The organism is Tessaracoccus zhenghani, from assembly GCF_055326325.1.
The window spans coordinates 1-23,524 of the sequence record NZ_JBUZNQ010000004.1 but is presented as its reverse complement, the minus strand read 5'-3'; the positions used below and the strand labels follow the sequence as shown (position 1 = coordinate 23,524).

23 protein-coding genes, 1 pseudogene and 1 other annotated feature are annotated in these 23,524 nt (G+C 68.1%); of the genes and pseudogenes, 8 read left to right on the top strand and 16 right to left on the bottom strand.

The features are described 5' to 3' along the window. Positions 1–164: 164 nt before the first annotated feature. The 4 genes from ACZK4S_RS10155 to ACZK4S_RS10140 are packed head-to-tail and all read left to right on the top strand — an operon-like array spanning position 165 to position 3,242. The gene (locus ACZK4S_RS10155; RefSeq protein WP_076062449.1) at positions 165–851 is read left to right on the top strand and encodes a response regulator transcription factor; all 687 of its coding nucleotides are present in this window, start codon (positions 165–167) and stop codon (positions 849–851) included. Between the two features lie 32 nt (positions 852–883). Beyond that, positions 884–2,266 (top strand): sensor histidine kinase, encoded by a 1,383-nt coding sequence (locus tag ACZK4S_RS10150; protein ID WP_143570998.1) that lies wholly within the window; start codon positions 884–886, stop codon positions 2,264–2,266. After that, positions 2,263–2,937, top strand: coding sequence for an AzlC family ABC transporter permease (locus tag ACZK4S_RS10145; protein WP_198928285.1), 675 nt, complete (start codon positions 2,263–2,265; stop codon positions 2,935–2,937). Before ACZK4S_RS10150 ends, ACZK4S_RS10145 begins: the two co-directional genes overlap by 4 nt. Further along, complete coding sequence (locus ACZK4S_RS10140; protein WP_076062443.1) at positions 2,934–3,242, top strand: AzlD domain-containing protein; 309 nt, start codon at positions 2,934–2,936, stop codon at positions 3,240–3,242. The genes ACZK4S_RS10145 and ACZK4S_RS10140 overlap by 4 nt, the downstream gene beginning before the upstream one ends. Positions 3,243–3,259: 17 nt before the next feature. On the opposite strand, the gene ACZK4S_RS10135 is transcribed toward ACZK4S_RS10140, so the two are convergent. Both ACZK4S_RS10135 and ACZK4S_RS10130 read right to left on the bottom strand, forming a co-directional pair. Further along, the gene (locus ACZK4S_RS10135) at positions 3,260–5,155 is read right to left on the bottom strand and encodes a hypothetical protein (protein ID WP_463644157.1); all 1,896 of its coding nucleotides are present in this window, start codon (positions 5,153–5,155) and stop codon (positions 3,260–3,262) included. A gap of 3 nt (positions 5,156–5,158) precedes the next feature. Continuing rightward, on the bottom strand, positions 5,159–5,647 hold the full coding sequence (locus ACZK4S_RS10130; protein WP_463644156.1) for a SigE family RNA polymerase sigma factor: 489 nt from the start codon (positions 5,645–5,647) through the stop codon (positions 5,159–5,161). A gap of 83 nt (positions 5,648–5,730) precedes the next feature. Between ACZK4S_RS10130 and ACZK4S_RS10125 the strand changes: the two genes are divergently transcribed. Then, the gene (locus tag ACZK4S_RS10125) at positions 5,731–6,285 is read left to right on the top strand and encodes a 4'-phosphopantetheinyl transferase family protein (RefSeq protein WP_463644155.1); all 555 of its coding nucleotides are present in this window, start codon (positions 5,731–5,733) and stop codon (positions 6,283–6,285) included. On the opposite strand, the gene ACZK4S_RS10120 is transcribed toward ACZK4S_RS10125, so the two are convergent. The 3 genes from ACZK4S_RS10120 to ACZK4S_RS10110 all read right to left on the bottom strand — a co-directional run bounded on the left by ACZK4S_RS10120 (position 6,257) and on the right by ACZK4S_RS10110 (position 12,524). After that, on the bottom strand, positions 6,257–7,552 hold the full coding sequence (locus ACZK4S_RS10120) for a M1 family metallopeptidase (protein ID WP_463644154.1): 1,296 nt from the start codon (positions 7,550–7,552) through the stop codon (positions 6,257–6,259). The two genes, ACZK4S_RS10125 and ACZK4S_RS10120, sit on opposite strands and share 29 nt — an antisense overlap. Before the next feature lie 6 nt (positions 7,553–7,558). Next, complete coding sequence (locus ACZK4S_RS10115; RefSeq protein WP_463644153.1) at positions 7,559–11,431, bottom strand: Pls/PosA family non-ribosomal peptide synthetase; 3,873 nt, start codon at positions 11,429–11,431, stop codon at positions 7,559–7,561. Positions 11,432–11,507: 76 nt separating this feature from the next. Then, on the bottom strand, positions 11,508–12,524 hold the full coding sequence (locus tag ACZK4S_RS10110) for an LLM class flavin-dependent oxidoreductase (RefSeq protein ID WP_463644152.1): 1,017 nt from the start codon (positions 12,522–12,524) through the stop codon (positions 11,508–11,510). A gap of 510 nt (positions 12,525–13,034) precedes the next feature. Here ACZK4S_RS10110 and ACZK4S_RS10105 point away from each other — a divergent pair. Beyond that, a pseudogene (locus tag ACZK4S_RS10105) lies at positions 13,035–13,505 on the top strand (recombinase family protein); the annotation flags it as partial. Between the two features lie 171 nt (positions 13,506–13,676). Here the strand turns inward: ACZK4S_RS10105 and ACZK4S_RS10100 are convergent. From ACZK4S_RS10100 to ACZK4S_RS10060, 9 genes are all read right to left on the bottom strand, one after another. Beyond that, a complete protein-coding gene (locus ACZK4S_RS10100; RefSeq protein ID WP_016997609.1) occupies positions 13,677–14,279 on the bottom strand; it encodes a cadmium resistance transporter in 603 nt (200 codons plus the stop codon). After that, complete coding sequence (gene cmtR, locus ACZK4S_RS10095; RefSeq protein ID WP_182800757.1) at positions 14,276–14,635, bottom strand: Cd(II)/Pb(II)-sensing metalloregulatory transcriptional regulator CmtR; 360 nt, start codon at positions 14,633–14,635, stop codon at positions 14,276–14,278. The genes ACZK4S_RS10100 and cmtR overlap by 4 nt, the downstream gene beginning before the upstream one ends. A 630-nt stretch (positions 14,636–15,265) precedes the next feature. Then, positions 15,266–16,081, bottom strand: a complete 816-nt coding sequence (locus ACZK4S_RS10090) for a TniQ family protein (RefSeq protein WP_463644151.1) — start codon at positions 16,079–16,081, stop codon at positions 15,266–15,268. After that, entirely contained in the window at positions 16,065–16,328 is a 264-nt protein-coding gene (locus ACZK4S_RS10085; RefSeq protein WP_463644150.1) for a hypothetical protein, read from the bottom strand. The genes ACZK4S_RS10090 and ACZK4S_RS10085 overlap by 17 nt, the downstream gene beginning before the upstream one ends. Positions 16,329–16,706: 378 nt before the next feature. Beyond that, positions 16,707–17,312 (bottom strand): MusI family membrane protein, encoded by a 606-nt coding sequence (locus ACZK4S_RS10080; RefSeq protein ID WP_463644149.1) that lies wholly within the window; start codon positions 17,310–17,312, stop codon positions 16,707–16,709. Between the two features lie 10 nt (positions 17,313–17,322). Continuing rightward, positions 17,323–18,243, bottom strand: a complete 921-nt coding sequence (locus ACZK4S_RS10075) for a carbohydrate ABC transporter permease (protein ID WP_463644148.1) — start codon at positions 18,241–18,243, stop codon at positions 17,323–17,325. Beyond that, positions 18,240–19,085 carry a carbohydrate ABC transporter permease gene (locus ACZK4S_RS10070; RefSeq protein ID WP_459396712.1) on the bottom strand — a complete coding sequence of 282 codons (846 nt, stop codon included), beginning with the start codon at positions 19,083–19,085 and terminating at the stop codon, positions 18,240–18,242. The genes ACZK4S_RS10075 and ACZK4S_RS10070 overlap by 4 nt, the downstream gene beginning before the upstream one ends. A gap of 96 nt (positions 19,086–19,181) precedes the next feature. Then, positions 19,182–20,522 (bottom strand): ABC transporter substrate-binding protein, encoded by a 1,341-nt coding sequence (locus ACZK4S_RS10065; protein WP_463644147.1) that lies wholly within the window; start codon positions 20,520–20,522, stop codon positions 19,182–19,184. Between the two features lie 247 nt (positions 20,523–20,769). Then, complete coding sequence (locus ACZK4S_RS10060; RefSeq protein ID WP_463644146.1) at positions 20,770–21,363, bottom strand: hypothetical protein; 594 nt, start codon at positions 21,361–21,363, stop codon at positions 20,770–20,772. Between the two features lie 77 nt (positions 21,364–21,440). On the opposite strand from ACZK4S_RS10060, the gene ACZK4S_RS10055 reads away from it, so the two are divergent. After that, positions 21,441–21,788 (top strand): MFS transporter, encoded by a 348-nt coding sequence (locus tag ACZK4S_RS10055; protein ID WP_463644145.1) that lies wholly within the window; start codon positions 21,441–21,443, stop codon positions 21,786–21,788. A 42-nt stretch (positions 21,789–21,830) separates the two neighbouring features. Next, complete coding sequence (locus tag ACZK4S_RS10050) at positions 21,831–22,445, top strand: hypothetical protein (RefSeq protein ID WP_463644144.1); 615 nt, start codon at positions 21,831–21,833, stop codon at positions 22,443–22,445. 53 nt (positions 22,446–22,498) lie between these two features. Here ACZK4S_RS10050 and ACZK4S_RS10045 read toward each other — a convergent pair whose 3' ends face one another. Together ACZK4S_RS10045 and ACZK4S_RS10040 are read right to left on the bottom strand one after the other, a co-directional pair. Further along, a complete protein-coding gene (locus tag ACZK4S_RS10045; protein ID WP_463644143.1) occupies positions 22,499–22,891 on the bottom strand; it encodes an integrase core domain-containing protein in 393 nt (130 codons plus the stop codon). 39 nt (positions 22,892–22,930) lie between these two features. Continuing rightward, positions 22,931–23,284, bottom strand: coding sequence for an IS3 family transposase (locus tag ACZK4S_RS10040; RefSeq protein ID WP_463644338.1), 354 nt, complete (start codon positions 23,282–23,284; stop codon positions 22,931–22,933). Positions 23,285–23,350: 66 nt separating this feature from the next. Continuing rightward, positions 23,351–23,479 (bottom strand) — a sequence feature (AL1L pseudoknot). Positions 23,480–23,524 lie beyond the last annotated feature (45 nt).

Here is a 23,524-nt window from a genome sequence, read left to right as displayed (position 1 = left end):
CACAGAATATGCCCGGCCCATGCCCGGCGCGGACGCCGTCCGGCGATGTCGCCATCGCTGAACGGGCAGACGACGACCTGGCAGGCGCGCGTCGCCGGTGCATGGTTGAATCAGAGACGCAGGTAGGATGACATCTCGTCCGGCGAAGATGACAGGGTGGGGCTATGCAGATCTTGGTGGTTGACGACGATCAGGCCGTCCGTGATTCCCTGGCACGTTCCCTGACCTACTCCGGTGATGAGGTGCAGACGGCCGCTGACGGCGTCGAAGCCCTCGCGAGGCTCGTGAACTGGCAGCCCGACGCGATCATCATGGATGTCATGATGCCCCGGCTCGACGGGCTGGAAACCACCCGCATGCTGCGACAGGGCGGCAACGACATCCCCATCCTCATCCTGACGGCGCGCGACGCCGTGGGCGACCGCGTCGACGGCCTGGACGCCGGCGCCGACGACTACATGGTCAAGCCCTTCGCGCTCGACGAGCTCCTCGCCCGCCTCCGGGCGCTCACCCGGCGCTCGAAGCCCGTCACCGAGGCTGAATCAAAGGTCCTGACGTTCCAGGACGTCACACTCGACACGCAGCACCGGGAGGTGACGCGCGACGGACAGAACATCTCGCTGACGCGCACCGAGTTCGCGCTGCTGCAGGTGTTCATGGAGAACCCCCGCCGGGTGATGGAGCGCAACACGCTGCTCAACGAGGTCTGGGGCTTCGAGTTCCCAACGACGGCGAACTCGCTCGAGGTGTATATCGGCTACCTGCGCCGTAAGACTGAGGCCGGCGGCAGGTCGCGCCTCATTCACACGGTGCGCGGGATCGGTTACGTCCTCCGTGAAACGCCCCCGTGATCTGGAGTTGGTGGATCCGTCTCCGACGCGGGATCGGTCGTCTCGTCAGCGGCCAGTCGCTCCAGTGGCGCCTGGCGCTGCTGACCGCCGTGTGCGTGGCCGCGTCGGTGCTCGTCGTGGGCGGCGCCTCCTTCGTCACCACCCGGTGGTCCCTGCTGGAACAGCTTGACGAGGAACTCGTGCAGGTGGCGCAGAACGCCTCCAGCACGGTGTCGCTCAACGTGGCGACCCTGGGCGGCCTGTCGCCCGATTCACTCGGTTCCTCCGGCGGCCTGCTGGGCGTGGTCTCCGCGAGGGGCACCATCAGCCAGGTGTCGGGCCAGCGCGAGACGCTGTACGCAGGCCCGGAAGAGATCGCGATCGCGCGCCTGAACTCCGGCTCATCGGCGCGCAACGTCGAGTTCGAGGGGCAGACCTACCGCATGGTGTCGGTGCCGATGCGGGTGGAGGGCGAGTATTACGCCGTCATGTACGCGCGCCCGCTGACGGCCCTCGAGGCCACCCTAGGCTCGCTGTGGGTGGTGCAGTTCGTCGCCGGCATGCTCGGCATCCTGACCACCACCGCCGCCGCGCTGTGGGCCGCCCGGGCTGTGTTGGCACCGGTTCGCCGGCTCTCGCGGGCGGTGAAATCCGTCACCCAGACCGATCAGCTCAACCCCATCCGCATCTACGGACGCGACGACCTGGGCGAACTCACCATCTCCTTCAACACAATGCTGCGTTCGCTCCAGCAGTCACGGGAGCAGCAGCGCCAGCTGATCGCCGACGCCGGGCACGAGCTGCGCACCCCGCTCACGTCGATGCGCACCAACGTCGAGCTACTCCTGGCCGACGACAACACCGGCATGTTGCCAGAGGGCGCCCGCTCCGAGGTGCTCGGCGACGTGGCCGCCCAGCTGGGCGAGTTCTCCGCCCTCGTCGGCGACCTCGTCGCGCTCACCCGCGACGACCACCTGCAGCGACACCACGAGCTGCTGGACATGGCAGAGGTCACGGAATCCGCGCTCGCGCGGGCGGCGCGACGGGGCCCCAACCTGCACTTCGACGTCGCGCTCGAATCCACCCCCGTGATGGGCGACGCCTCCACCCTGGAGCGCGCCATCACGAACCTGCTCGACAACGCCGTGAAGTTCTCCCCGTCGGAGGCCACCATCCGGGTGTTCCTGATGGACGGCACGCTGACGATCATCGACCAGGGGCCGGGCATCGAGGAAGAGGACCTGCCCAACATCTTCGACCGGTTCTACCGCTCGGACAAGGCGCGCAACACTCCCGGCACCGGCCTGGGCCTGTCCATCGTGGCCCACACCGTTGAGGCCCACGGCGGCACGGTGAAGGCCAGCAACGATCCCGACGGCGGCGCGCGCTTCACCATGCGCCTGCCCGTCGTCGAGCTGAGCGAGCAATACGAGTGAAGGCACTGACTCCCGCGCAGAAGCGCGGGCTGTCCGTTGGGCTGGCCACCGGGCTGTACGGCATCTCCTTCGGCGCCCTGGCGGTGGTGGCCGGCCTGTCGGTGTGGCAGGCCTGCGCGCTGAGCCTGCTGATGTTCACCGGTGGCTCCCAGTTCGCCTTCATCGGGGTGCTGGGCGGCGGCGGCTCACTCGGCGCGGCCACCACTGCGGCGTCGCTGGTGGGGGTGCGCAACGCGGTCTACGGCGTGACGGCCAACGCCATGCTGCGGCCCCACGGCTGGCGGAAGCTTGCCGCGGCCCAGGTGACCATCGACGAGTCCATCGCGGTGGCGTCCGGCACCGAGGACGGCGACGAGGAGCGGCGCGGCTTCTGGGCCGCGGGCCTCGGGGTGTTCGTGCTGTGGAACCTCTTCACGCTCGTGGGCGCGCTGGCAGGTAACGCGTTGGGCGACCCCAAAGTGTGGGGCCTCGACGGAGCCGCCGTCGCCGCGTTCCTGGGGCTGTTGTGGCCCCGGCTGAAGGGCCGCGACCCCATCGTGATCGCGGTGCTGGCCGCCGTGGTGACCGTCCTGGTGGCACCCGTGGTTCCCGGGGGTATTCCGATCATCCTCGCCGCAGTGGTGGCCATCGTGGTGACGGTGCTGCAGACCAGGAGGGTCAACGCGCAATGAGCTTGTGGATCTGGATTCTGGTGGCCTGCCTCATCGCGTTCGGCACGAAGTTCGTGGGCTACCTCGTGCCCGAGCGGTGGTTGGAGAACCCGTGGGTGCTGCCGCTCAGCCACGGCGTCACGGTCGGGCTGTTGGCCAGCCTGGTGGCCGCGAATACGTTCGTCACGGGCCAGGAGGTGCGGCTCGACGCGCGGGTCGTGGCCCTGCTGGCGGCCGCCGTCGCACTGCGGCTGAAGGCCCCGTACCTGGTGGTGGTGGTCGTCGGCGCCGTCGCGGCCGGTGTCGCCCGCCTGCTGGGGGGTTAGCAGGCGGGCGACGCGGGTCAGCCCTCAGTGCGCATGGTGGCGAGAACCTCGAGGAGCTGGGCGCGCTCCGCCTCGGTCGGCGTCCAGACGCCCTGCTCGTCCGTGACCTCGTTGATGAACGTCACCGCGGCGGCGTTCGGCCCGACGTTGCCGCTGAGCGGGTCACCGAACTGGTTCAGCATGATGAGCACCGGGAGCCCCGTGGGCCAGCCCGCGTGCTGGGGCTGGAGCGGGTCGATGGGGTCCAGCCGGCTCTGCCCCATGGCCAACACCAGCTCGGGCGGCAACGCCACCTCGCGGGGCGCCACGTCGAAGCCCCCTGTGCCCTTGGGGAGGCCGCACGCCACGCCCCTGGTCAGCTCGGCCCGCTGCACGGGCAGCACCGAATCCAGCCGCGGCGCGTAGCCGTTCTCGTCGTAGGGCGAGCAGAGGGCCACCTCGTCGGTGAAGGGCTGCGGGGTGGCCTCGCGCTGCGCCTGCCACAGGGCCAGGACGTCGTCGACCAGTTGGCCCCCGCCCTCGCGGGTGCCCGCCACGAACTGGCAGTTGACGGTCTCCATGGCGATGACGCGACGCTCGCCGTCGGCGTAGTCGAGCACCACGTGGTAGGTGGGGCCGCCCACCTCTGTGCAGGCGTCGGCGGTCGAGACCGGCAGCCCGTTGATCGCCTCAACGATCCGGTCGGGCTTCGCCGTCAACGGCTCGACGGGGCCAACGCCGCCGAAGCCCCGGGGGTCGCCGCAGAACCAAGCCCGCTGCACGCCGCCGGGCAGGATGTCGGTGGGCCCGAGCGTGTCGGGCGACAGGACGCCGCCCACGACGTCGGCGCACACCTGCGGCAGCAAACCCTCCAGGGGCTCCTCGGGGAGGGCCGCGGAGGTGGGGTCGACGGTGGGCTGGGCGGTGGGCGCCGGCAGCTGGGCGAGGAAGTCGTCGATGCGCTGACGCAGCGCTTCCGGCATGGTCCAGGTGCGGTAGGCGGAGTCGTGGTGCCACGCCAACCCGTCGCCCCACCGGAGCAGGGCGACGGGGTCGCCGGCGGCGGTCAGCAGCACGAACTCCGGGGCCCCGAAGATCAGCGGCTGCCGACCGTCGGAGGTGAAGTCAGTCGCGACGGAGGCGAGCATGTCGTCGGTGAGGTCCGCGGGGAGTTCCACGGGTTTCCCGTCGACGCAGGCCAACGCGCGGGTCAGGCGTGCCGGGTCCACTTCGGACCACAGCGACTGGCTTGTCCCGGTGCATGAGACGTCGATGCCGTTCCACGCCGTGGCCTTGTCGTCGCGCTGGGCGGCCCAGAGCTTCTCGAGCGTAGCGAGGTACGCGTCGCCACCCTCGCGGAACCCGCCCGTGTAGTCGACGGCGTCCACCAGTTCGCCGCAGCCACCCATGCGGACGCCCCTGAGGGTGCCGTCGGGATACTCGGCCACCGCGGTGAACGGCACATGGAAGCCACCCATGCAGTCGAGGACGCTCTCGGAGCGCGCCAGGGCGTTGAAGCTGTCCAGCGCCTCGGCCACGCGGTCCCCCTCGAGGGGTTCACTGGCGCCGACGAAGGCGACCGGGTAGCTGTCGCTGGCGGGGGCGCCGCACAGCCAGAGGCGGGCCGCGTCGGCCGGGAGGTCGCCGTCGACGAGCGGTTCGGCACCGGTCAGGCCACAGGCCTCCGGGATCCATACCGCGGCGGGCTCGGGCGGCGCGGTGGTGGGGGCCGGCGAGGCGACGATGTCGCGGGGGTCGCCCGACAGCTGAGTCACCAGCGGGACGGCGAGAGCCGTCACGGCCACCACCGCCGCCGCTGCGACGGCGACGCGGCGGGTGCGCGCCTTGCGGCGGGCGCCGTCGGCCCAGCCCTTCGCGTTGGGGCGGGGCGGTAGCGAGCGGCGCATCGCGTCGGAGAGTTCGTTCTCGTTCATGTCTCAGTCCTTCAGGTGCGGCGACCGGCGCAGGGCGGCGAGGCCGCGCGAGGCGTGGGAGGCGACGGTGCCCTCGGGGAGACGCAGCACTTCGGCCACCTGGCGGATGGGCAGGTCGTCGAAGTAGCGCAGCACGAGCACCGTTCGTTGGAGGCGCGGGAGGTTCGCCAGGGCGCGATGCAGATCCGGGTCGGCGATCTCGTCGGGCGAACCCCGTTCCGGAGCCTCCTCGGTGGGCAGTTCGGAGCGCCAACTCCGCCGTCGCCACCATGACACGAACGTGCGGTACATGGTGGTGCGGACGTAGCTCTCGAAGTGGCGGTTGCTATCGAAGGTGGCATAGCGCTGGTAGGTCTTCGACAGCGCGGTCTGCACGAGGTCCTCGGCGTGCTGGTGGTCACCGGTCAGCAGCCAGGCAGACCAGTAGAGCTCGCCAGCACGTTGCTCGACGTACTGATCGAATCCCGCCGTCGCGGACTCGAACCGGGTCATCACTGCCTCCATGTCCATCTATACGCCACAGGCCCACGGTTTCCATGCAGCCAGTGATGAATCGGCTCCCGTAGGCTGCGCGCATGTCCCTGACCGTCGGCGAGACCACCATCCGGGTCGCTCACGGGGATGGCGATGCCCACGACCTGCTCATCAAGGCGGTGGCGGAGGCCCGTCGCCTCGATCCGGCCGATCTCCGCGTAATCCACCGGTGCGATCATTGCGGGAGTGCTGCCCACGGCGTTCCCACGCTGACCCTTCACGGCGACACCCTTCCGCTCGCCGTCAGCCTCTCCAGGGCCGACGGTGTGGTACTCGTCGCCTTCGGCCGCGCCGCTGCGCTCGGGGTGGACATCGAGGTAGCTGAGGCGGCCGCGGACCCGGCGTTGGACCGCGTGCTGCGCCACCGCATCGAAGCCCCCTACCCGGATGCCGCGGCCCGCACGGCTGCCTGGGTGCGGAAGGAGGCCGCGCTCAAGGCCTGGGGCTGCGGGCTCCACGTGGAGCCGTCCGCCGTCCAGGATCTGGGTGGGGCCGCCGTCGCCCCTGGACGGCCGCCCGTGACCCTGACCGACCTGCCGGTCGAGGGCTACCAGGCGGCGCTGGCGGTCATTGCGGGGCCGGCAACTTCTTGCTGAACAGCCAGGCGTCGAAGAGCGCGGTCAGCTTCTGCTGGGCCACCTCTTCCGCCAGGGCGATGAAATCGTCCGTCGACACCACGCCGAACCGGTGTCGCACGTTCCACTGCCTCAACACGGTGAAGAACCGCTCCTCCCCCATCTCCGCCCGGAGGGCGTGCAGGGTGAGGGCGCCGCGCTTGTAGATCCAGTCGTCGAACATGCGCGCCGGCCCCGGGTCCACGAGCGGGCCGGGCACCGCCAGGGCCGCCAACCGCCGCCAGTGCTCCTGGGCGTGCGACGCCGCGTGCCGCCCGCCGGAGGCCTCGGACCACAGCCATTCGGCGTAGCAGGCGAAACCCTCATGCAGCCAGATGTCGCTCCAGTTTCCGACGGTGACGCTGTTGCCGAACCACTGGTGCGCCAACTCGTGGGCGACGAGCCGCTCATTGGCCCAGCCGGCAGCCGCGTGATTGGCGCCGAAGATGCTCATGCCCTGCGCCTCGAGGGGGATCTCGAGCGCGTCCTCGGTGACCACGGCCCGGTACCCGCCGAACGGATAGGGACCGAACATCTCCTCGAACACCGTGACCATCTCGCCCTGCCGCTCGAAGGCGCTGCCCACGCCCACGTTGACGAGGGGCGGATGCACGATCTCCACGGGCACGCTCGCCCCGGACGCGACGGGTCGCGACACCCCAACGCCGATGTGCAGCGCCGCGAGGTAGGTGGGCATCGGCTCCGGCTGGTCGAAGACCCACTGGTGCTGACCACCGCGCGCGACGTGCTCGACCACGGTGCCGTTACCGGAGGCCCAGTACGACCCGGCGTACTTCACGGCCACCCGGTAGCTGGCCTTGTTCGTCGGCCGGTCGTTGCACGGGAACCACGACGGCGCCCCGTACGGCTGCGACGACACCAGGATGCCGTCGGTCAGCTCCTCCCAGCCCGCGCCGCCGAACAGGCCGGGCACCGGCTTGGGTTTGCCCGAGTACTTCACCGAGACGGCGAACGGGCGCCCCGCCTTCACGGGCTTGGCCAGCTTCACCGTCAGCCGCGCGCCCTTGTGCGTCACCTTGGCCGGGGCGGCACCGTCGACCAGCACCTTGTCGGCCTTGAGTGAGTGGAGATCGAGCTGCACGTCCGTGAGGTCGGCCAGCGCCACACACGTCAGTTCGGCCTTCGCCGTGAGGCGGTTGGTGGTCACGTTGCAGGCGAGGTCCAGGCTGTAGTGGGTGACGTCGAAACGCTCATCCCCGTGCCCGAATGCGTAATCGGCGGGTTTCATCGGGGCCTATCCTGTCACGCTCGACGCGGCGACCGGCACGTCCTCGTCCTCGATCCACGGCGCGATCGGGTTGCCGATCCACCGCGTGCCGTCAGGGACGGACTCGCCGCGCATCACCAGGGAGCCGGGCCCGATCGTCGCGAACCGCCCGATCACGGCCGCCGGCAGGATCACCCCGTTGGGCCCCAGGGTGGATCCAGCCCGCATCGTGACGAGATCCAGGCTCAGCACCCGGTCGTGGAACAGGTGGGTCTGCACCACGCAGCCACGGTTGACGCTGACCCCGTCGCGGAGCTCGATGAGATCCGGCTCCGGCAGCCAGTAGGTCTCGCACCAGACACCGGACCCGATCCGGGCGCCCATGGCCCGGAACCACAGACCGAGCAGCGGGGTACCCGTGACCACGCGCGCGAACCACGGGGCGGCGATCTGCTCGACGAAGGCGTCGGCGAGTTCATTGCGCCACACGAAGGAGCTCCACAGTGGGTACTCGGCCTTGGTGACCTTGCCGACGAGCGCCCACTTCACACCGGTGGCGATGGCCACACCGACGACACCGGTGGCCGCCAGCACGACACCCGACAGGGCAACGGCCAGCAGCCAGTGCGTCGACGCCAACGTGAGCAGGGCGGCAACGGCAAGGAGCCTCAACCCGGCGTCGAACCAGGAGGCAGTGAGCCGGCACAGCTCCACCAACGCGCGCTGAACCTTCACCGCGGTGGGCGGCTCGAAGGTGCGGCTCTCGTCACCGGCGCCGGTGTCGCGGCGCAGCTTCGACGGTGGGCTGCCGATGTAGGAGGTGCCGCGCTTGGCCAGTTGTCGCCGTGGCGCGGCGGACAACACAGCCACCAGCGACCCCTTGGGTACCCGGCGGCCCGGCGCGGCCATGCCGGAGTTGCCGAGGAAGGCCCGGCGGCCGATCTTCACGTTGTCGATGCGGAGCCAGCCGCCGCCCAGCTCGTAGCAGCCGAGCAGGGTGTCGTCGGCGAGGAAGGCGCCCTCGGCGACGGTGGTCAGCCTGGGCTGCAGCAGCACGGTGGACGCCTCGACGCCCGGCCCGATCTTCGCGCCGAGCGCACGCAGCCAGGCAGGGGTCCAGGTGGAGGCGTAGAGACCGAACATCCAGGTGCGGGCTTCGTCGAGGATGCGGAAGATGGCCCAGGCGCGCCAGGCCGGCCCGCTCTCGGTGGGGAAGTGGCCGGGGCGCTGGCCGCGACCGAGGAGGCGCACGAGGCCCAGGATGACCAGCACCACCACGGCGAGGCCGGCGGTCACGGACAGCGGCAGCCAGGCGAGGGCCCGGCCCAGCGCCTGGGCCAGGGATTCGGCGCCCGACAGCGCGGGCCACACCACGGCCAACCCGACGAGCACACCGAGCACGGGGATGAGGGAGATGACGTGGCTCATGGCCGCGTACGCAGCCTGCCATGCAGGTCTGCGCGAGGGCAGCTTCTCGTCCCAGGGGCCTCGGTTGGCGCCGACGTGCTGGGCCGGCGCGCCTGACCAGAACTCGCCGTCGGGGACGTGCCCGGTGACGGTGGAGCCGGGCGCGACCTCCGCGCCCCGGCCGACGACGGCGCCCGCCACCAGGGTGCTGCGGGCGCGCACCACGGCCCTGGCCTCGACGACGACGGGGCCGAGGTGGAGGGTGTCGCCGTCCAGCCAGTGGCCGGTGAGGTCCACTTCCGGCTCCAACGAGCAGCCGTTGCCGAGCGTGAGCATGCCGGTGACGGGCGGGACGGTGTGCAGGTCCACGTCGCGGCCGATGTCGGCGCCCAGCAGGCGGGCGTACCACTTCATCAGCGGCGCTCCGGCCACGCTGGCGGCGCCCAACTCGTCCGCGATGCGCTCCGCGAGCCACAGGCGCAGGTGGGTCTTGCCGCCGCGGGGGTAGGCACCCGGGCCGATGCCGGCGAGCACCACCCGCACCGCTCCCGCGGCCAGCAGCATCCGCCCCGGCGCGAAGATGAACAGCAGCCAGCCGAGCAGCACCAGAAGCCAGGGGGCGGTGGGCACCCAGTCCAGCCCGAGGAGCGCGCCGATGTTGGCCCCCAGAGCGACATAGGTCAGCCAGCGCAGCCCGGCGAGCGTCCGCAGCGGCAGCAGCGCCACCAGTTGGCCCAGTTGGGTCTTGCGCGGGACGGGGCGCACGTTGGCGTTGAGCCGGGAGCGCGGGGCCTCCATCGCGTCGAGGTAGGCGGCGAGGCCTGCCAGCGTGGGGTGGTCGTAGATGTCGGCCACCGTCACCTCGGGCTGCCGCTCGCGGACTCGGGCCACCATCTGGGCCGCGGTGAGGCTGCCACCGCCCAAGGTGAAGAAGTCGTCGTCGACGGAGGCGACAGCCGCCCCGAGCACGTCCTGCCAGAGGTCGCGCAGCCAGGCCTGGGTGCCGGCGAGGGCGAGTTGGTCGTCGGGCGAGCTGGGCAGGGGCCACGGGAGCGCGTCGCGGTCGATCTTGCCCGAGGTCCGCGTCGGCAAGTCGTCGACGACGGCGAGCCGCGGCACCATGGCGGCGGGCAGGCCGGCGCGTAGCTGTTCCATCGCGTCGCTGAGCGTGAAGGCGGGGGTGACCGTGACGTAGCCGACGAGCAGCGTGTTGCCCGAGTCCGTCTTGCGGACCGCCGAGGCCGCGGCCGTGACATCCGCCAGGTCCAGGAGGGCCGAGTCGATCTCGCCCAGCTCGATGCGGCGGCCGCCGACCTTCACCTGGTCGTCGGCCCGGCCCTGGAAGAGGAGGCCTGCGGGGTCGAAGCGGACGAGGTCGCCGCTGCGGTAGGCGCGGTCCCAGCCGAGCGTGGGCATGGGCGCATACTTCTCCGCGTCCTTGGCCGGGTCGAGGTAGCGGGCCAGGCCGATGCCGCCGATGATGAGCTCGCCCAGCTCCCCCTCCTCCACCTGGTGCCCGTCGGGGTCGACGACGGCCAGATCCCAACCGTCGAGGGGGAGGCCGATGCGGACCGGCTCGTTGGGGAGGACTTGTGCGGCGCACGCCACCACTGTCGCCTCGGTGGGACCATAGGTGTTCCACACCTCGCGGGTGGGGGTGGCGAAGCGCAGCCCGATCTCCGGCGGGCAGGCTTCGCCGCCGAGGATGAGCAGGCGGACCCCGGCGAGCGCCTCCGCGGGCCAGAGCAACAGCAGCGTCGGAACGGTGGAGACGACGGTGAGCCGGTTGGCCTCGAGCCACGGCCCGAGGTCCATGCCGCTCTTGACGAGCGACCGCGGCGCGGGCACGAGGCAGGCGCCGTAGCGCCAGGCCAGCCACATCTCCTCGCACGAGGCGTCGAAGGCGACGGAGAGTCCGGCCATGACGCGGTCGCCGGCGTTGATGGGGTCGTCGACGAGGAACAGCCTGGATTCGGCGTCGACGAAACCGGCGGCGCTCCGGTGGGTGACCGCGACACCCTTGGGCTTGCCGGTGGAGCCTGAGGTGAAGATCACCCAGGCGTCGTCGGTGAGGCCGGGGTCGCCTGCTGACGGTGCTTCTGCGCGGGAGGCCAGCCAGGCGGCGGGTCGCACGACCAGGCCGTCGCTGAGGACGGCGGCCACGTGCGCCTCGTCGAAGACGGTGCGGGCCCGCTCGTCAGGGTCGTCGGCGTCGACCGGCACATAGGCCGCGCCGGCGACGAGGATGCCCACGATGGCGATGTACAGATCGAGCGTGCCGGAGGCGATGCGCACGCCCACTTTGTCGCCGATGCCGACGCCCCGGGCGGCGAGGTCGTCGGCCACGGCATTGGCGGCCTCGTCGAACTCGGCATAGGTCAGCGATGCCGCGCCGTTGTCCAGTGCGGGCTCGTCCGGGTACAGCGCCACCGTCTCGCGGAAGATCTCGACGAGGGTTCGGGGCGGTGGGGCGAGCTCGCTGCGCAACAGCATCCGGTGGGTCTCCTCAGTCAGGTGGGCGGGGTCACCCTACTGACCCGAGGTGTCCGCGAAGTGAACGTGCCCATGCTCAGCGCCAGCCCAGCTCCCGGGCCACGTCCAGCACCGACACGACGACATGGGCGCAGTAGTCGACGCCCAACTGGTTCGGCACCGCCAGCAGGACGGTGTCGGCCGCGGCGATCGCGGCGTCCTGCGCCAACTGCTCCACCAGCACCTCGGGTTCGGCCGCGTAGGTCTTGCCGAAGGTGGCGCGGCCACCGTCGATCATCCCGATCTGGTCTCGGCTGCGCCGTTCGAGCGCGAAGTAGTTCTGGTCCTCCTGGGTGACCAGCGGGAAGATGCTGCGGCTGACCGAAACCCGCGCCTCGCGCTCGTGGCCGGCTGCTGCCCACGCGTCGCGGAAGACCTGGATCTGCTCGGCCTGGAGTTCGTCGAACGGTTGGCCGGTGGCTTCGGTCACCAGCGTCGAACTCATCAGGTTCATGCCGAGTTCCGCCGCCCACTCGGCGGTGGCGCGGGAGCCGGCGCCCCACCAGATGCGCTCGCGGAGCCCTTCCGAGTGCGGCTCGATCCGCAGCAGCCCGGGCGGGTTGGCGAACATGGGGCGCGGGTTGGGCTCGGCGAATCCCTCACCGGAAAGCACCTCCAGGAAGCGCGTGGTGTGCCGGCGGGCCATGTCGGCGTCGGTTTCACCCTCGCGGGGGATGTGCTCGAAGAGGCGGTAGCCGTCGAGCACCTGCTCCGGCGATCCGCGGCTGATGCCGAGCTGGAGCCTGCCGCCTGAGATGAGGTCTGCGGCGCCGGCATCTTCCGCCATGTAGAGCGGGTTCTCGTAGCGCATGTCGATGACGCCGGTGCCGATCTCGATGCGGCTGGTCTTCGCGCCGATCGCGGCGAGCATGGGGAACGGCGAGGACAGCTGCCTGGCGAAGTGGTGCACCCGGAAGTAGGCGCCGTCGGCGCCCAGTTCCTCGACGGTGACAGCGAGGTCGATGGACTGGAGCAGCACGTCGGAGGCCGACTGCGCGGCTGACTGCGGGTGCGGTGTCCAGTGGCCGAAGGAGAGGAACCCGATGCGCTTCATGGGGTAATCATGCCCCGTACCCGAACTGGGATGCTGCATGGGACGGAACCTGTAGTGGGCAACTTTGGTGCACCGGCCCCGCCGTGCTGCTCGCGCGCGAGACGACCTACCGGTGCATAGCGGAGCCCATCAGAGCGACTCGAAAACAAGAGTCGCCTGGATGCGGTCACCTCCAACGGACCTTTGTTGCCAGCGGATGCAGTCTCGCCGGGCCCGACTATCCACTTATTCGAGCGGTCGTCCACATCCTCTACACAGACTTATCCACAAGGTTGTCCCCAGCTGTCGATAAGTTACCCCCATGTAATTCGGCCACCAGCTGCTGGCCCGGCCGGAGCTGTCTGTCGACGCCGCCGGTTGGGAAGGGCTGGGGGCGCTGTACTACAAGCTTGGGGCAGCCGTGCTGGTCTGGGATGCAGAGCGCTGCGAAGATCGCCTTGCGGCCCAAATCGCAGGTGCGTCGAATACATCTGATTCTGGCGCGCTGTCCGGACAGGGTGGTGATCCCAAGTGAACGAGAGCGTCAAAACCCCGCGTCATAACGCTGCGGCTGGAGGATGGAGTTCTGGCGCATCCACTGGCCAGAAGATCGGGTACGCCAGGGTGTCGAAGCGTGATCAGGTGCTCGATCGCCAGATCGACGCCCTGGAAGCAGACGGTTGCTCCAAGGTCTTCACCGACCACGGGGTAACCGGCACCACGATCAAGCGTCCGGGCCTCGATGCCGCGCTCGACTACATGCGCGCGGGCGACGTGCTGGTTGTGCAGACGCTCGACCGGTTGTCACGTCGCACGGGCGAGATGCTCGACTTCACGACCGAGCTGAAGGAGCGAGGCATCGGCTTTAGGGTCCTCGCGTTCCCGGAGATCGACACCACGGGGCCGTTCGGCACCGCGCTGCTGACGATCCTCGGGGCACTGGCTCAGATGGAACGCGACGTTCTTGCCGAGCGCGTGCAGGACGGACTTGCGGCAGCCAGGGCACGCGGTCGCACCGGCGGCTGTGGCTTCGTTCGCTTGGTGGCGGGGTTTTTGCAGCGCTCCGTGGCGGTCTTGTTGCCGCGATCACGCAGGACTGGCTGCAGGTTGGTGTCGCGGTCTGAACCGAGAGGGGTGCGCCCGGTCGGGGCCGTTTGGATCGCTGCCGCTACGTCAGAGTCCGAAGGCTCCGCCGCTGACGAGGATCACGATGCCGAGGCCGATGAGAACGATGGGGAAGAGGATGTGCTCCCAGCGTTCGAGCACTTCGGCGATCGGGGGGCGGGTGGCGACGAACTTTGCCAGGGCCACCAGGACCGCGACGAGCGCGAGGAAGACGATGCAGTAGGCGACTACTGCGAGAGGTTCCACGCTGAGGAAGACAGGGGTGTAGACGCCGATGTTGTCGCCGCCGTTGGCAAGGGTGACGCCTGCGACTGTCCACACGCCGACCTTCTTGCCGGCAACCTTGGCCTCGTCGTCATCGTCGTCATCGTCTCCGCGCCAGGCCTGCCATGCGGCCCAGAGGCCGAGGCCCAGAGGGATGAGACCGAAGTACGGGATGGCTGCCGAGGGCAGGAATGCTCCGGCACCGATGGTCACCAGGACCGCGGCACCGAGGATGCCGGCGAATCCGAGGTACTGGCCGGCCAGAATGCGGGCGGTAGTGCCGCGCTGGCCTGCCCCTCGCGCGAAGAAGAGGGAGAGCACGATGATGTCGTCGATGTTGGTCGCTGCGAACAGGCCCATCGCCTGCAAGACCGAGGTGAGGATCATGCGCCCTCCCCAGCTGCGTCGCATCCGGGAAGCGAGCAGGCGGGATCGATGCACGGAGCGTCTTCGTCCACTGTCAGGGTGGCATCGACCAGTGCCGTCAGCGCCTGCGCCAGGTGCGAATCGGCGATCTCATATCGTGTCCGACGACCCTCGGGCTCGGAGACGACGATCCCGCAATCGCGCAGGCATGCCAGGTGGTTGGACACGTTCGGGCGTGTCAGGTCCAGATCTCGGGCCAGTTCCGCCGGGTAAGCGGGATGGTCGAGCAGGGTCAAGATGATCCGGGATCGAGTGGGGTCGGCCAGTGCACGACCCAGGCGGTTCATCACGTCGAGACGCGAAGCAATAGTCAGCATGGACTGAACTATACAGCGCGCACTGAACACTCGGTCACAGGCGTCAGCCGCTGAGGGCGGCCGCCCTACTTTGTACGAATCGCGGGCCAGCACCCCGATTCACAAACTGGTACGCGGGAAGTCGTACAAACTGCAGTGCATCTCGACAGGAGCCCGCTGTCGAGCCGCAGCCTAGATTAGATAAATGGGCTTCTATCTAAGATAGGTTCAAAGTAGGAGTGTCATTCACGCTCAATCGCGCACTCCGGAGAAGCTCTCGGCATGAAGTCAGAGATGCCCCAGGACACACGATGAGTCCCCGCCGACGACTCCGAGCCAACCGAGAGAAGTGGCGCGCCGATCAGACCGGTCGGAACATCAGGCTGAAGATCGCCACCCACTTGGCCGCTGTTCTTGTCATACACGGGAACTGCGCCAAACCAGAAACAGGCTGGTCTGAAGCGGAACGGCTGTTCACCAAGGCCGACAGCGCCGAAAGTGCTGCTAGGGCCTCAGCGCCCGCTCTCCTGTTCTGCGAGGGATGCCCCGTAGTGCGCGAGTGTCGCCGATGGGCAGCAGTGGACCGCTACACGGGCCTGGCCGCTGGTAGCGCGTGGATCCGAGGCCAGGAGTACGAGCCTTCCTCTCCGATCAACAACCCACTCCCGCGGGTTCCCGCCGCTTGAACCAAGCTCGAGCTGCCAAGCCATCGACAGAGTTGAGCAGGGCTCGACTCCCCAGTTGACGCCGCAGACCATCCCAGACAATTCGTACACCGGCCTCGGCACACCACGCGGACAGCAGGCTCTCTCGCGCTTCAGCCGACTTGGCACTGGCCAAGGGAGCGGCGACCGACAGGAGCATCGCACGCTCGGAAGCCGCTGCACTGCTTCGGGTAGGGGGACAGCGGCGGAGGCCGACGGCGAGGCGCACCGCATCTCGCCAAATGGCGAAGTGCTCGCTGGCGATTCTCGAGCGAAGCACACTCCGATGTTGGGCATCGAGCTGCAGAACCTCTCTCGTAGCCAGACTGGGCTCTATCCCAGAGCCGAGAAGGGTGTTGTGGACGGAGCAGGCGGTGATCCATGGCAGGCGCCACTCGAGTAGTTCGACCCCATGAGTTGCACAGGCTGCGCACCCGAAGGTTGGGGCGAGCCAAGTCCACGCGGGTCCCTGTCGGTTTGGCGTGGGGCGGGGCTCCTCGCTGAAGGCGATCCCGGCCCAACTGTTGAGAGTCATGGCTCGAACCTGCAGCTCATCGAGTCCTACAAGCTGGGCTGCCGCACGGCGCTGTGCTTGGTTGGCGACGTCGTCGGCAGTGATCCCACAGGCCTCAACGAGCTTGCCAGCGGTGGTGTCGTTGAGCGTGGCTGAGCGCCGGAGGAAGGACCTCCATGATTCGCCGGGGACGGGAGTTGGAGCCACGGGCAAGGTCCAATCTGGTGGGAGCTTAGCCACCGTAGGCATTCCTCAGCCTCGCGTCGCAGGTGTAGCTGGTGGGTGTGTCCTCATCGGCAGCTGAGATGTAGGCCCACATTTGGTCTGCCTGCTCGGCGAGCCGGATGCGCTGTTCCAAGCTCATGGACGCGTGGGCGTCCTTGACCGCCAGGGTGGGCATCACGTGATCGATGTTGATCCAGCCGGGCCCAGTAGGAACAATGCGTCCCCAGGTGAGGTAGACCCATAGCCAGCCGAGGGCTATGGGACGCCCCATGGTTCCCACGTCGAGGCGTGGCGGTCGGCGGAGTCCTGTCAGGATGTGTCGCCGCGATTGGAAGTCGATGCCCAAGTCGAGCGCCAGGCTTTTCAACGCTCGGACTCTGGCCTCCAGGTCGGCACCCAGGTGGCCCTCTTCGAGGAGTGTGAGTGATGAGCTGACACGTGCCATGGGAAGTCCCAGGTCGACCTGCGCTTGGCTTGCCCAGCCCGGTTTCCCATCCCGCCGCGGATTGGCAAGCATTGCCAGAGCGAGGGAGGCCTCCTCTGCTCGCGGCCAGTCGTCGAAGGCTGGAAGGAAGTCGCTGGGTGAACTGGGCGCCAGTGCTCAGGAAACGGCCACAATTCAGCACCCTCCGAGCTGTGGGCTGTCGGCTCAGGCGACGCGGGAGAGTGGACCGCGGATCACGAGGATCACCAGGTACAGCGGCAGGGCGAAGCCGAGGATGGCCATCGCGGCCAGCCAGATGGCCCAGATCGACGGGTCGAGGTAGAGCAGCAGGGCGGGGATGGTGAGGAAGACCAGCGCCAGTGCCGTGCGCGGCAGGTGGCCCACACCGAGCAGCGCGGCGAGCTTGCCTGCTCGTCGGAAGGGCAGGGCCTTGCCGGCCAGCGGGAAGAACCACACCGCCCAGATCGCCAGCAGGAGGACCCCGACGATCACGCCGGTCTGGGCGGCCAGCGCGCCCCAGCCGTCCATCCGGCCGAGCGCCCAGAACTCCCAGGCGAGCAGAAGGCCGGCACCCAGGACGATGAACCAGCCCAGGGTGGCGGCCTTCCAGCTCGCTCGGAAGTGGCGCAAGTACGTGCGCACCACGCCTGAGCCCTCGTCGTTGATCAGTTCGAGCAACGTGGCGTGGGACGCGGCCAGCGCCGCCCCGGCCGTGACCACGGGCAGCGAGGTGAGGATGAGCAGGACGTTGACCAGCACCACGTCCGCGGCGAGGGCCAACGCCTGCATCACTTTCGAGTCAGGATTCATCTCCTAGACATCATCCCTTGACGGAGCCGGCAACCACGCCTTCGATGATGTGCTTCTGCGCGAACAGGTAGAAGATCACGATCGGGATCACCGCCAGCACCAGCATGGCCATCATGGTGCCCATGTCACGGTTGCCGTTGGAGCCGACGAACTGCTGCACCACCACGGGGATGGTCTTGAAGCGCGTCGACAGGCCGATGACCAGGTAGGGCAGCAGGTAGTCGTTCCACACCCACATGGCGTTGAGGATCGCCACCGTGATCGAGACCGGCTTCAGGATGGGGAAGACCACCTGGAAGTAGGTCTGCACGGGCGAGCAGCCGTCGATGTAGGCGGCCTCCTCGATCTCGAGCGGGATGGACTTCACGAAGCCGGAGAAGATGAACACCGACAGGCCCGCGCCGAAGCCCAGGTACAGCACCACCATGCCCAACGGATTGGACAGGCTCAGCATGTCGGCCAGCTTCACCGTCGGGAACATCACCATCTGGAACGGGATGACCATGGAGAACACCAGCAGGTAGTACAGCGCCGTCGTCCACCACGTCTTGATGCGGGTGATGTAGTAGGCCATCATCGCGCAGAAGAACACGATGACGCCGACGGAGGCGACGGTGATGAAGAACGACCAGCCGATGGCCTCGAGGAAGTTCTGCTTCGTCAGGCCGGTGATGTAGTTCGAGAAGCCCGCCCACATGTCGCCGACCGGCACCGCGAACGGATCCGAGCTGATGGAGAACTTCTGTTTGAAGGAGTTCAGGACGATGAACACGATGGGGCCGAGGAACACCACGACCAGCGCCACCAGCAGCACGTAGATGGCGGCCAGGCCGACGGTGCGGCCGGGGCGCCCTGGACGCCTCTCCTGCGGGGCGGCGATGACGGGGCCACCGACGGCGGCGGCGTTTTCTGCAATGGACGGAGCGCTCACGCCTCGACCTCCCTGCTCCGGGTGGCGCGCAACTGGATCAGCGCGATCGCCACGACGACGATGACGAACAGGACCGCCTTGGCCTGGCCGACGCCCTGCCTACCGATCTGGGAGAACATCGTCTTGACGATGTTGAGCGCCACCATCTGGGTGCGGTCCATGGGCGCGCCGTCGGTCAGGGCGAGGTTCTGGTCGAACATCTTGAACGAGCTCGACAACGTGAGGAACAGGCAGATCGTGATGGTCGGCATGATCATCGGGATCGTGACGTTGCGCAGGGTCTGCCACCTGCCCGCGCCGTCGATGGCGGCGGCCTCGTTGAGCTCGGTCGGCACGTTCTGCAGGCCTGCGATGTAGATGACCATCATGTAGCCCACCTGCTGCCAGTTCACCAGGATGATCAGGCCGATGTAGCCGTACTTCCAATCAGCCACCAACGTGGTGCCGTAGTTGGCCAGCACCGCGTTGATCATCGACTGCCAGGTGTAGCCCAGCACGATGCCGCCGATGAGGTTGGGCATGAAGTAGATGGTGCGGAAGATGTTGGTGCCGCGCAGCTTCTGCGTCAGCAGCTTCGCGATGGTGAAGGCGAACAGGTTGACCGTGATCACCGACGCGACGACGACCAGGATGGTGAACCAGAACGAGCCGAGGAACCCGTCGTTGGGGTCCAGCGCCCGCTGGTAGTTCTGCAGCCCCACCCATTCGGCGTTGGTGATGGTGGTGAACTTGGTGAACGACAGGTACAGGCCGATGAAGAACGGTGCCAGGAACGCGATCAGGAATGCGGCCGACGTTGGCAACACGAACAGCGGAAAGTACTTCTTCAGTGATCTCTGCATGTGATGACTCCCTATGTCCCCGTCGGCGTCACTGCCGGTGAACGGGGCGATGGGGCGGGCCGGTCAACGGCCCGCCCCACACGCTGGTGGGCGCGATCAGTTGCCGCCGACGGCGGCCTTCTCGGTGGCCCAGTTGTCGACGACGCCCGACACCACGGCGTCCCACTCCAGGTTGCCGGAGGCGTACTGGGCGAGCATCTGCGCGAAGTCGTCCTTGAACTTGGCCGACGGCATGGTGGTGAAGACCCACGGCACGGCCGTCAGGTCGTCGTTGGTGATGTAGCGGTTGATCTCCTTGGCCAGGGGATCAGAGGGCGTGTTGTCGCCGAAGGCCTTGAACGGGGCGATGAAACCCAGGTCCTCGGTGACGTACTTCATGCCGTCCTCGTCGGTGAACAGCCAGTTGATGAAGTCGATGGTGGCCTGCTGGTCAGCCTCGCTGGCCTCCTTGTTGACGGCCATGAAGGCCTCGGTGCCAACGTTGATGCCCATCTTCTCCTCGCCCTCGTGTCCGACGTAGATGGGGAGGAACTTGATGTCCTCCTCAGCAACCGAGTTGCCCTCGACCTCGCTGATCTGGCTCCACGCCCAGTTGCCGTTCTGGACCATGGCGGCCTTGCCGGTGGCGAACTCGGCCATCGAGTCCGTGACCGTCTTCGACGGGGCCAGGGTCTGCTCGACGGTGGAGTTGGTCAGGTACAGGTCGAAGATGTTCTTGAACTCCTCGTTGAACGAGAACTTCAGCTCCTCGGCATCGGTGATGCCGTCGGCCTCGTACTCGTAGTACAGCGGGGTGTTGAACAGGTGGGTCTGCCAACGCCAGGCCTCACCGGTGGCCAGCGACGTCGAGGCGAACACGCCGTCGAGGCCGAGGTCCGCCTTGCGGGCCTGCATGTCGTCGGTGACTTCCTTCAGCTTCGCGAAGTTGTTGATCTCGTCCATGGAGGCGGCCTTGGCCCCGTCCATGGCGAAGTAGTCACGCATGATCGCGTCGTTGTAGATGATGCCGAAGCCCTCGACGGCCAGCGGCACGCCGTAGACCTTGCCGTCCTCACCCTTGAGCGCGAGCCCCGGATCGCTGAGGTCCTTGGCGAAGTCCGTCTCGGTGAGATCGGCGGCGTAGTTCTGCCAGCTCACGAGGCCGACGGGGCCGTTGATCTGGAACAGGGTGGGGGCGTCGGACTTCGTCATCTCGGCCTGGAGCGTCTGCTCGTAGGTGCCGGAAGCGGCGGTGACGACCTTGACCTCGACGCCGGTCTCCTCGGTGTACTTCTCGGCGATCTCGCCGAAGGTCTCCTCGGATTCGGGCTTCCAGTTGAGGAAGTACACGGAGCCTTCGCCGTCTCCGCTGCCCTCGTCGTTGCCGCAGGCGGCCAGGCTGCCGACGGCAAGCGTCGCAGCGGCTGCCAGCGCGATGGTGCGCTTCATGTTCTTCATGTGAATCAAGTCACTCCTCAGGTGATCCGGTACTCGTGCCCCTGCATCGGGGCCTCGGATGATCGGCCCGAGCCCAACATCGGTCGCGGTTCGATCACGCCGATTTAATCGTGCCGCAAGTCGTTGCCGAAAAGTGTTCAGATTGGGTCACGGTTCTACAACGATTTTGCTCGTTCAAATTCTTCCGCTGGTGGGCGGCTCTTTGGTGGACGGGACCAGTGGCGCGATTCCGCCAGTCGTGGGCTGCCTACTGGTGGGCGTCGGGCCGACGGCGCAGCGGCGCGAGCGCGACCAGCCCCGTGTAGATGGCCGCGGATCGCTCGGACGGATCCTCCTGCGTCTCGACCCCCGCGGAGGCCGCCTCCGGATCCTCCTCGAACTCCTGCACGATGCCGTGGAGGCGCGCGGCCAGCGCCCGCGCCTGATGCCGGGTCAGTTGCAGGGAGGTGGCCTCGGAGTGGGCGAGCGTCTCCGAGCCGTCGGCCATGGCCTCGATGATCGCCTGCTGCACCTCTGAATGGATCAGGCCGAGCGACGCGGCCGTGGCCGTGCGGTAGGCCGCATCGTCCTTGAGGAGGCCCAGGTCTGCGTTGATGTCGGGCCGGCCCAGCTTCCACACCCGCTCCCGCGCATCGCGGGCCAGTTCGGGCGCCTCGACCAGGATCCCCACACCCGCGAGGGTGCGCAGATGGAAGCTGATCGAGTTGACCGGCTCGCCCAACTCTGTGGAGATGTCCGTGGCCCTGGCATGCCCGAGTCCGTTGACGACGGCGATGATGCGCCAGCGCAGCGGGTGGGACATGGCCTTCATCATCGCCGGGTTGGCTGCCGGTGTGCTCATGCCCCGAGATTAGTCCCTGGAAGGAAAGTGTGCGAGATACATTGCACAACCTTACTTGCGCAAGTAAGGTTGTGGATATGGCGAACACCATCACACCCCTACGGCGTCGAGGCACCTACCTCCTGTGGCTGGCGGGCGATACGGCCCAGCAACTCGGGCTCAGCCTGGGCAGCTTCGCCATGCCGCTGCTGACGTTGATCGTCACCGGCTCACCCACCGTCGCTGGCACGGTGGGGGCTGTGCAGTTGGTGGGCGGCGTCGTCGGCTTTCTGCCCGGTGGCGTGCTCGCCGACCGGTTCGATCGCCGAATCCTGCGTGCCTGGTCCGCTGGGATCGGGCTCGCCTTGTCCCTCTGGTTGGCGGGGTTGGCTGCGTTGGGATCACGTGCACGCCGCGATGCTCGGCAACGTCGAGCCGCCAGCTGACGACAGCGCGCCCCCATCAGCCAGGAGCGCTGGGCCCAAGAGATGGAGCGGGCGGCGGCGGTGATCCGCGAGGCCACCGGCCAACCGGAGCGCATCGCCGCCGTCGACATTCCCGACGGCGTGGTCGATGCCGTCAGTGCTGCGTATGACACCCCCACACCCACGCAGCTGCGTGACGCCATCACCAGGCAGGAACGTGATGCCACCCTCATCGACGGGGCCCGCAACCTGCTGGGCACGAAGCCGGGCGAGCGCCACGTGATGCGCAAGGTGAAGGAGCTCGTGGAGCAGGAGCCCGACAACCACGAGCGGGAGGCCGATCTCTGGAGCGCCTACTGGCTCATCCGGGACTGGGACGCCATGGGCGGAGACGACGGGCACGAAGGCCATCTCGCCCAGCTTCGGAAGCTGCTCACCCACGCCGAGAAGCAGGAGCGGGCAGCCACCGAGAAGGAGTGGCCGAAGGCGTGGCCGATGGGGCTCATGCCGGTGTGGCTGGAGTACGGCGGCACCGTCGAAGCCGCACGAGCATGGGCCAGCGCCGGCTGGCCCGCTGACCACGTGCTCACGTCCGAACGCCTCACCGACACCTGGAATCCAGAGTTCGAGGAGCGCCTCACACTCACCACGCCAGAGAACCGACCCCGCAATCCCTGATCCACCAACAACCGCCAGGAGCAACCATGACCATCACCTGAATCGCCCCGGGTTTAGTGGAGGGCGAGTTCTCCCAGTCGCGGCAGCGGCTGGGGGTTCATCTCACGGTAGTACTGGTTTTCTTTCTCCGCTGGTGTCATGTAGTCGATCGATGAGTGGAGACGATCCTCGTTGAACCAGTGCACCCATGACAGCGTCGCCAACTCCAGCTCGTCAACGGTGCGGAACGGGCCGTCGATCTTCACGCACTCGGTCTTGTAGAGCCCCACGACGCTCTCAGCGAGGGCGTTGTCGTAGCTGTCCCCGACGGTCCCGATGGAGGCCACGGCCCCGGCGTCCGCGAGCCGTTCGGTGTAGCGCAGCGCGGTGTACTGCGCTCCGGCGTCCGAATGTTGAATGACGCCGGTGACGTCTTCCCCGGCGCGGTCGCGGACCCAGATCGCCATCTCGAGCGCGTCCAGGGGCAGGTCGGGTGGGCATCCGGTTCATCGTGCGCCACCCGACGATCCGCCGGGAGAACACGTCCGTGACGAACGCGGTGAACGCCATCCCCGACCATGTCGGAACATAGGTGAAGTCGACGACCCAAGCTCGTTCGGGCGGTCGGCGCGGAAGCAGCGTTGCACGTGGTCCGGTGGGCGATTCGCAGCGTCATCACGCTTGGTGGTGATGAACTGCTTGCCCCGACGGATGCCGCGGAGCCCCTGCTGCCGCATGAGACGCTCCACCGTGCACCTCGCGACGACAATGCCCTCGCGGCGCAGCAGCCGCCACACTTTCCTGACGCCACTGACCCCACGACCGAGCCTCCGGTCCCAGAACACCCGCTCGATCTGCACGACCAGTTCCGCGTCCGAGATGCTGCGGGCAGAGGCCGGCCGCTTCTTGAAGGCGTAGTAACCGGATGAGGCGATCGGCACGGCATGCTCGGTGAGCACCCGGCAGATCGGCTCGACCCCGAACCGGTCACGATGATCGTCGATGAATTGAACTACCACGGCAGTCGCGGGTCGAGCTCCCGCGCGAAGAACGAGGACGCCGCCAACAAAATCTCATTGGCACGCTTCAGCTCCCGCACT

Coding starts and splice junctions, on each gene's coding strand:
- ACZK4S_RS10155 (WP_076062449.1), top strand. CDS start 165: ATGCAGATCTTGGTGGTTGACGACGATCAGGCCGTCCGTGATTCCCTG.
- ACZK4S_RS10140 (WP_076062443.1), top strand. CDS start 2,934: ATGAGCTTGTGGATCTGGATTCTGGTGGCCTGCCTCATCGCGTTCGGC.
- ACZK4S_RS10135 (WP_463644157.1), bottom strand. CDS start 5,155: ATGAACGAGAACGAACTCTCCGACGCGATGCGCCGCTCGCTACCGCCC.
- ACZK4S_RS10130 (WP_463644156.1), bottom strand. CDS start 5,647: ATGACCCGGTTCGAGTCCGCGACGGCGGGATTCGATCAGTACGTCGAG.
- ACZK4S_RS10125 (WP_463644155.1), top strand. CDS start 5,731: ATGTCCCTGACCGTCGGCGAGACCACCATCCGGGTCGCTCACGGGGAT.
- ACZK4S_RS10120 (WP_463644154.1), bottom strand. CDS start 7,552: ATGAAACCCGCCGATTACGCATTCGGGCACGGGGATGAGCGTTTCGAC.
- ACZK4S_RS10115 (WP_463644153.1), bottom strand. CDS start 11,431: ATGCTGTTGCGCAGCGAGCTCGCCCCACCGCCCCGAACCCTCGTCGAG.
- ACZK4S_RS10110 (WP_463644152.1), bottom strand. CDS start 12,524: ATGAAGCGCATCGGGTTCCTCTCCTTCGGCCACTGGACACCGCACCCG.
- ACZK4S_RS10100 (WP_016997609.1), bottom strand. CDS start 14,279: ATGATCCTCACCTCGGTCTTGCAGGCGATGGGCCTGTTCGCAGCGACC.
- cmtR (WP_182800757.1), bottom strand. CDS start 14,635: ATGCTGACTATTGCTTCGCGTCTCGACGTGATGAACCGCCTGGGTCGT.
- ACZK4S_RS10090 (WP_463644151.1), bottom strand. CDS start 16,081: ATGCCTACGGTGGCTAAGCTCCCACCAGATTGGACCTTGCCCGTGGCT.
- ACZK4S_RS10085 (WP_463644150.1), bottom strand. CDS start 16,328: ATGGGGCGTCCCATAGCCCTCGGCTGGCTATGGGTCTACCTCACCTGG.
- ACZK4S_RS10080 (WP_463644149.1), bottom strand. CDS start 17,312: ATGAATCCTGACTCGAAAGTGATGCAGGCGTTGGCCCTCGCCGCGGAC.
- ACZK4S_RS10070 (WP_459396712.1), bottom strand. CDS start 19,085: ATGCAGAGATCACTGAAGAAGTACTTTCCGCTGTTCGTGTTGCCAACG.
- ACZK4S_RS10065 (WP_463644147.1), bottom strand. CDS start 20,522: ATGAAGAACATGAAGCGCACCATCGCGCTGGCAGCCGCTGCGACGCTT.
- ACZK4S_RS10060 (WP_463644146.1), bottom strand. CDS start 21,363: ATGAGCACACCGGCAGCCAACCCGGCGATGATGAAGGCCATGTCCCAC.
- ACZK4S_RS10055 (WP_463644145.1), top strand. CDS start 21,441: ATGGCGAACACCATCACACCCCTACGGCGTCGAGGCACCTACCTCCTG.
- ACZK4S_RS10050 (WP_463644144.1), top strand. CDS start 21,831: ATGGAGCGGGCGGCGGCGGTGATCCGCGAGGCCACCGGCCAACCGGAG.
- ACZK4S_RS10045 (WP_463644143.1), bottom strand. CDS start 22,891: ATGGCGATCTGGGTCCGCGACCGCGCCGGGGAAGACGTCACCGGCGTC.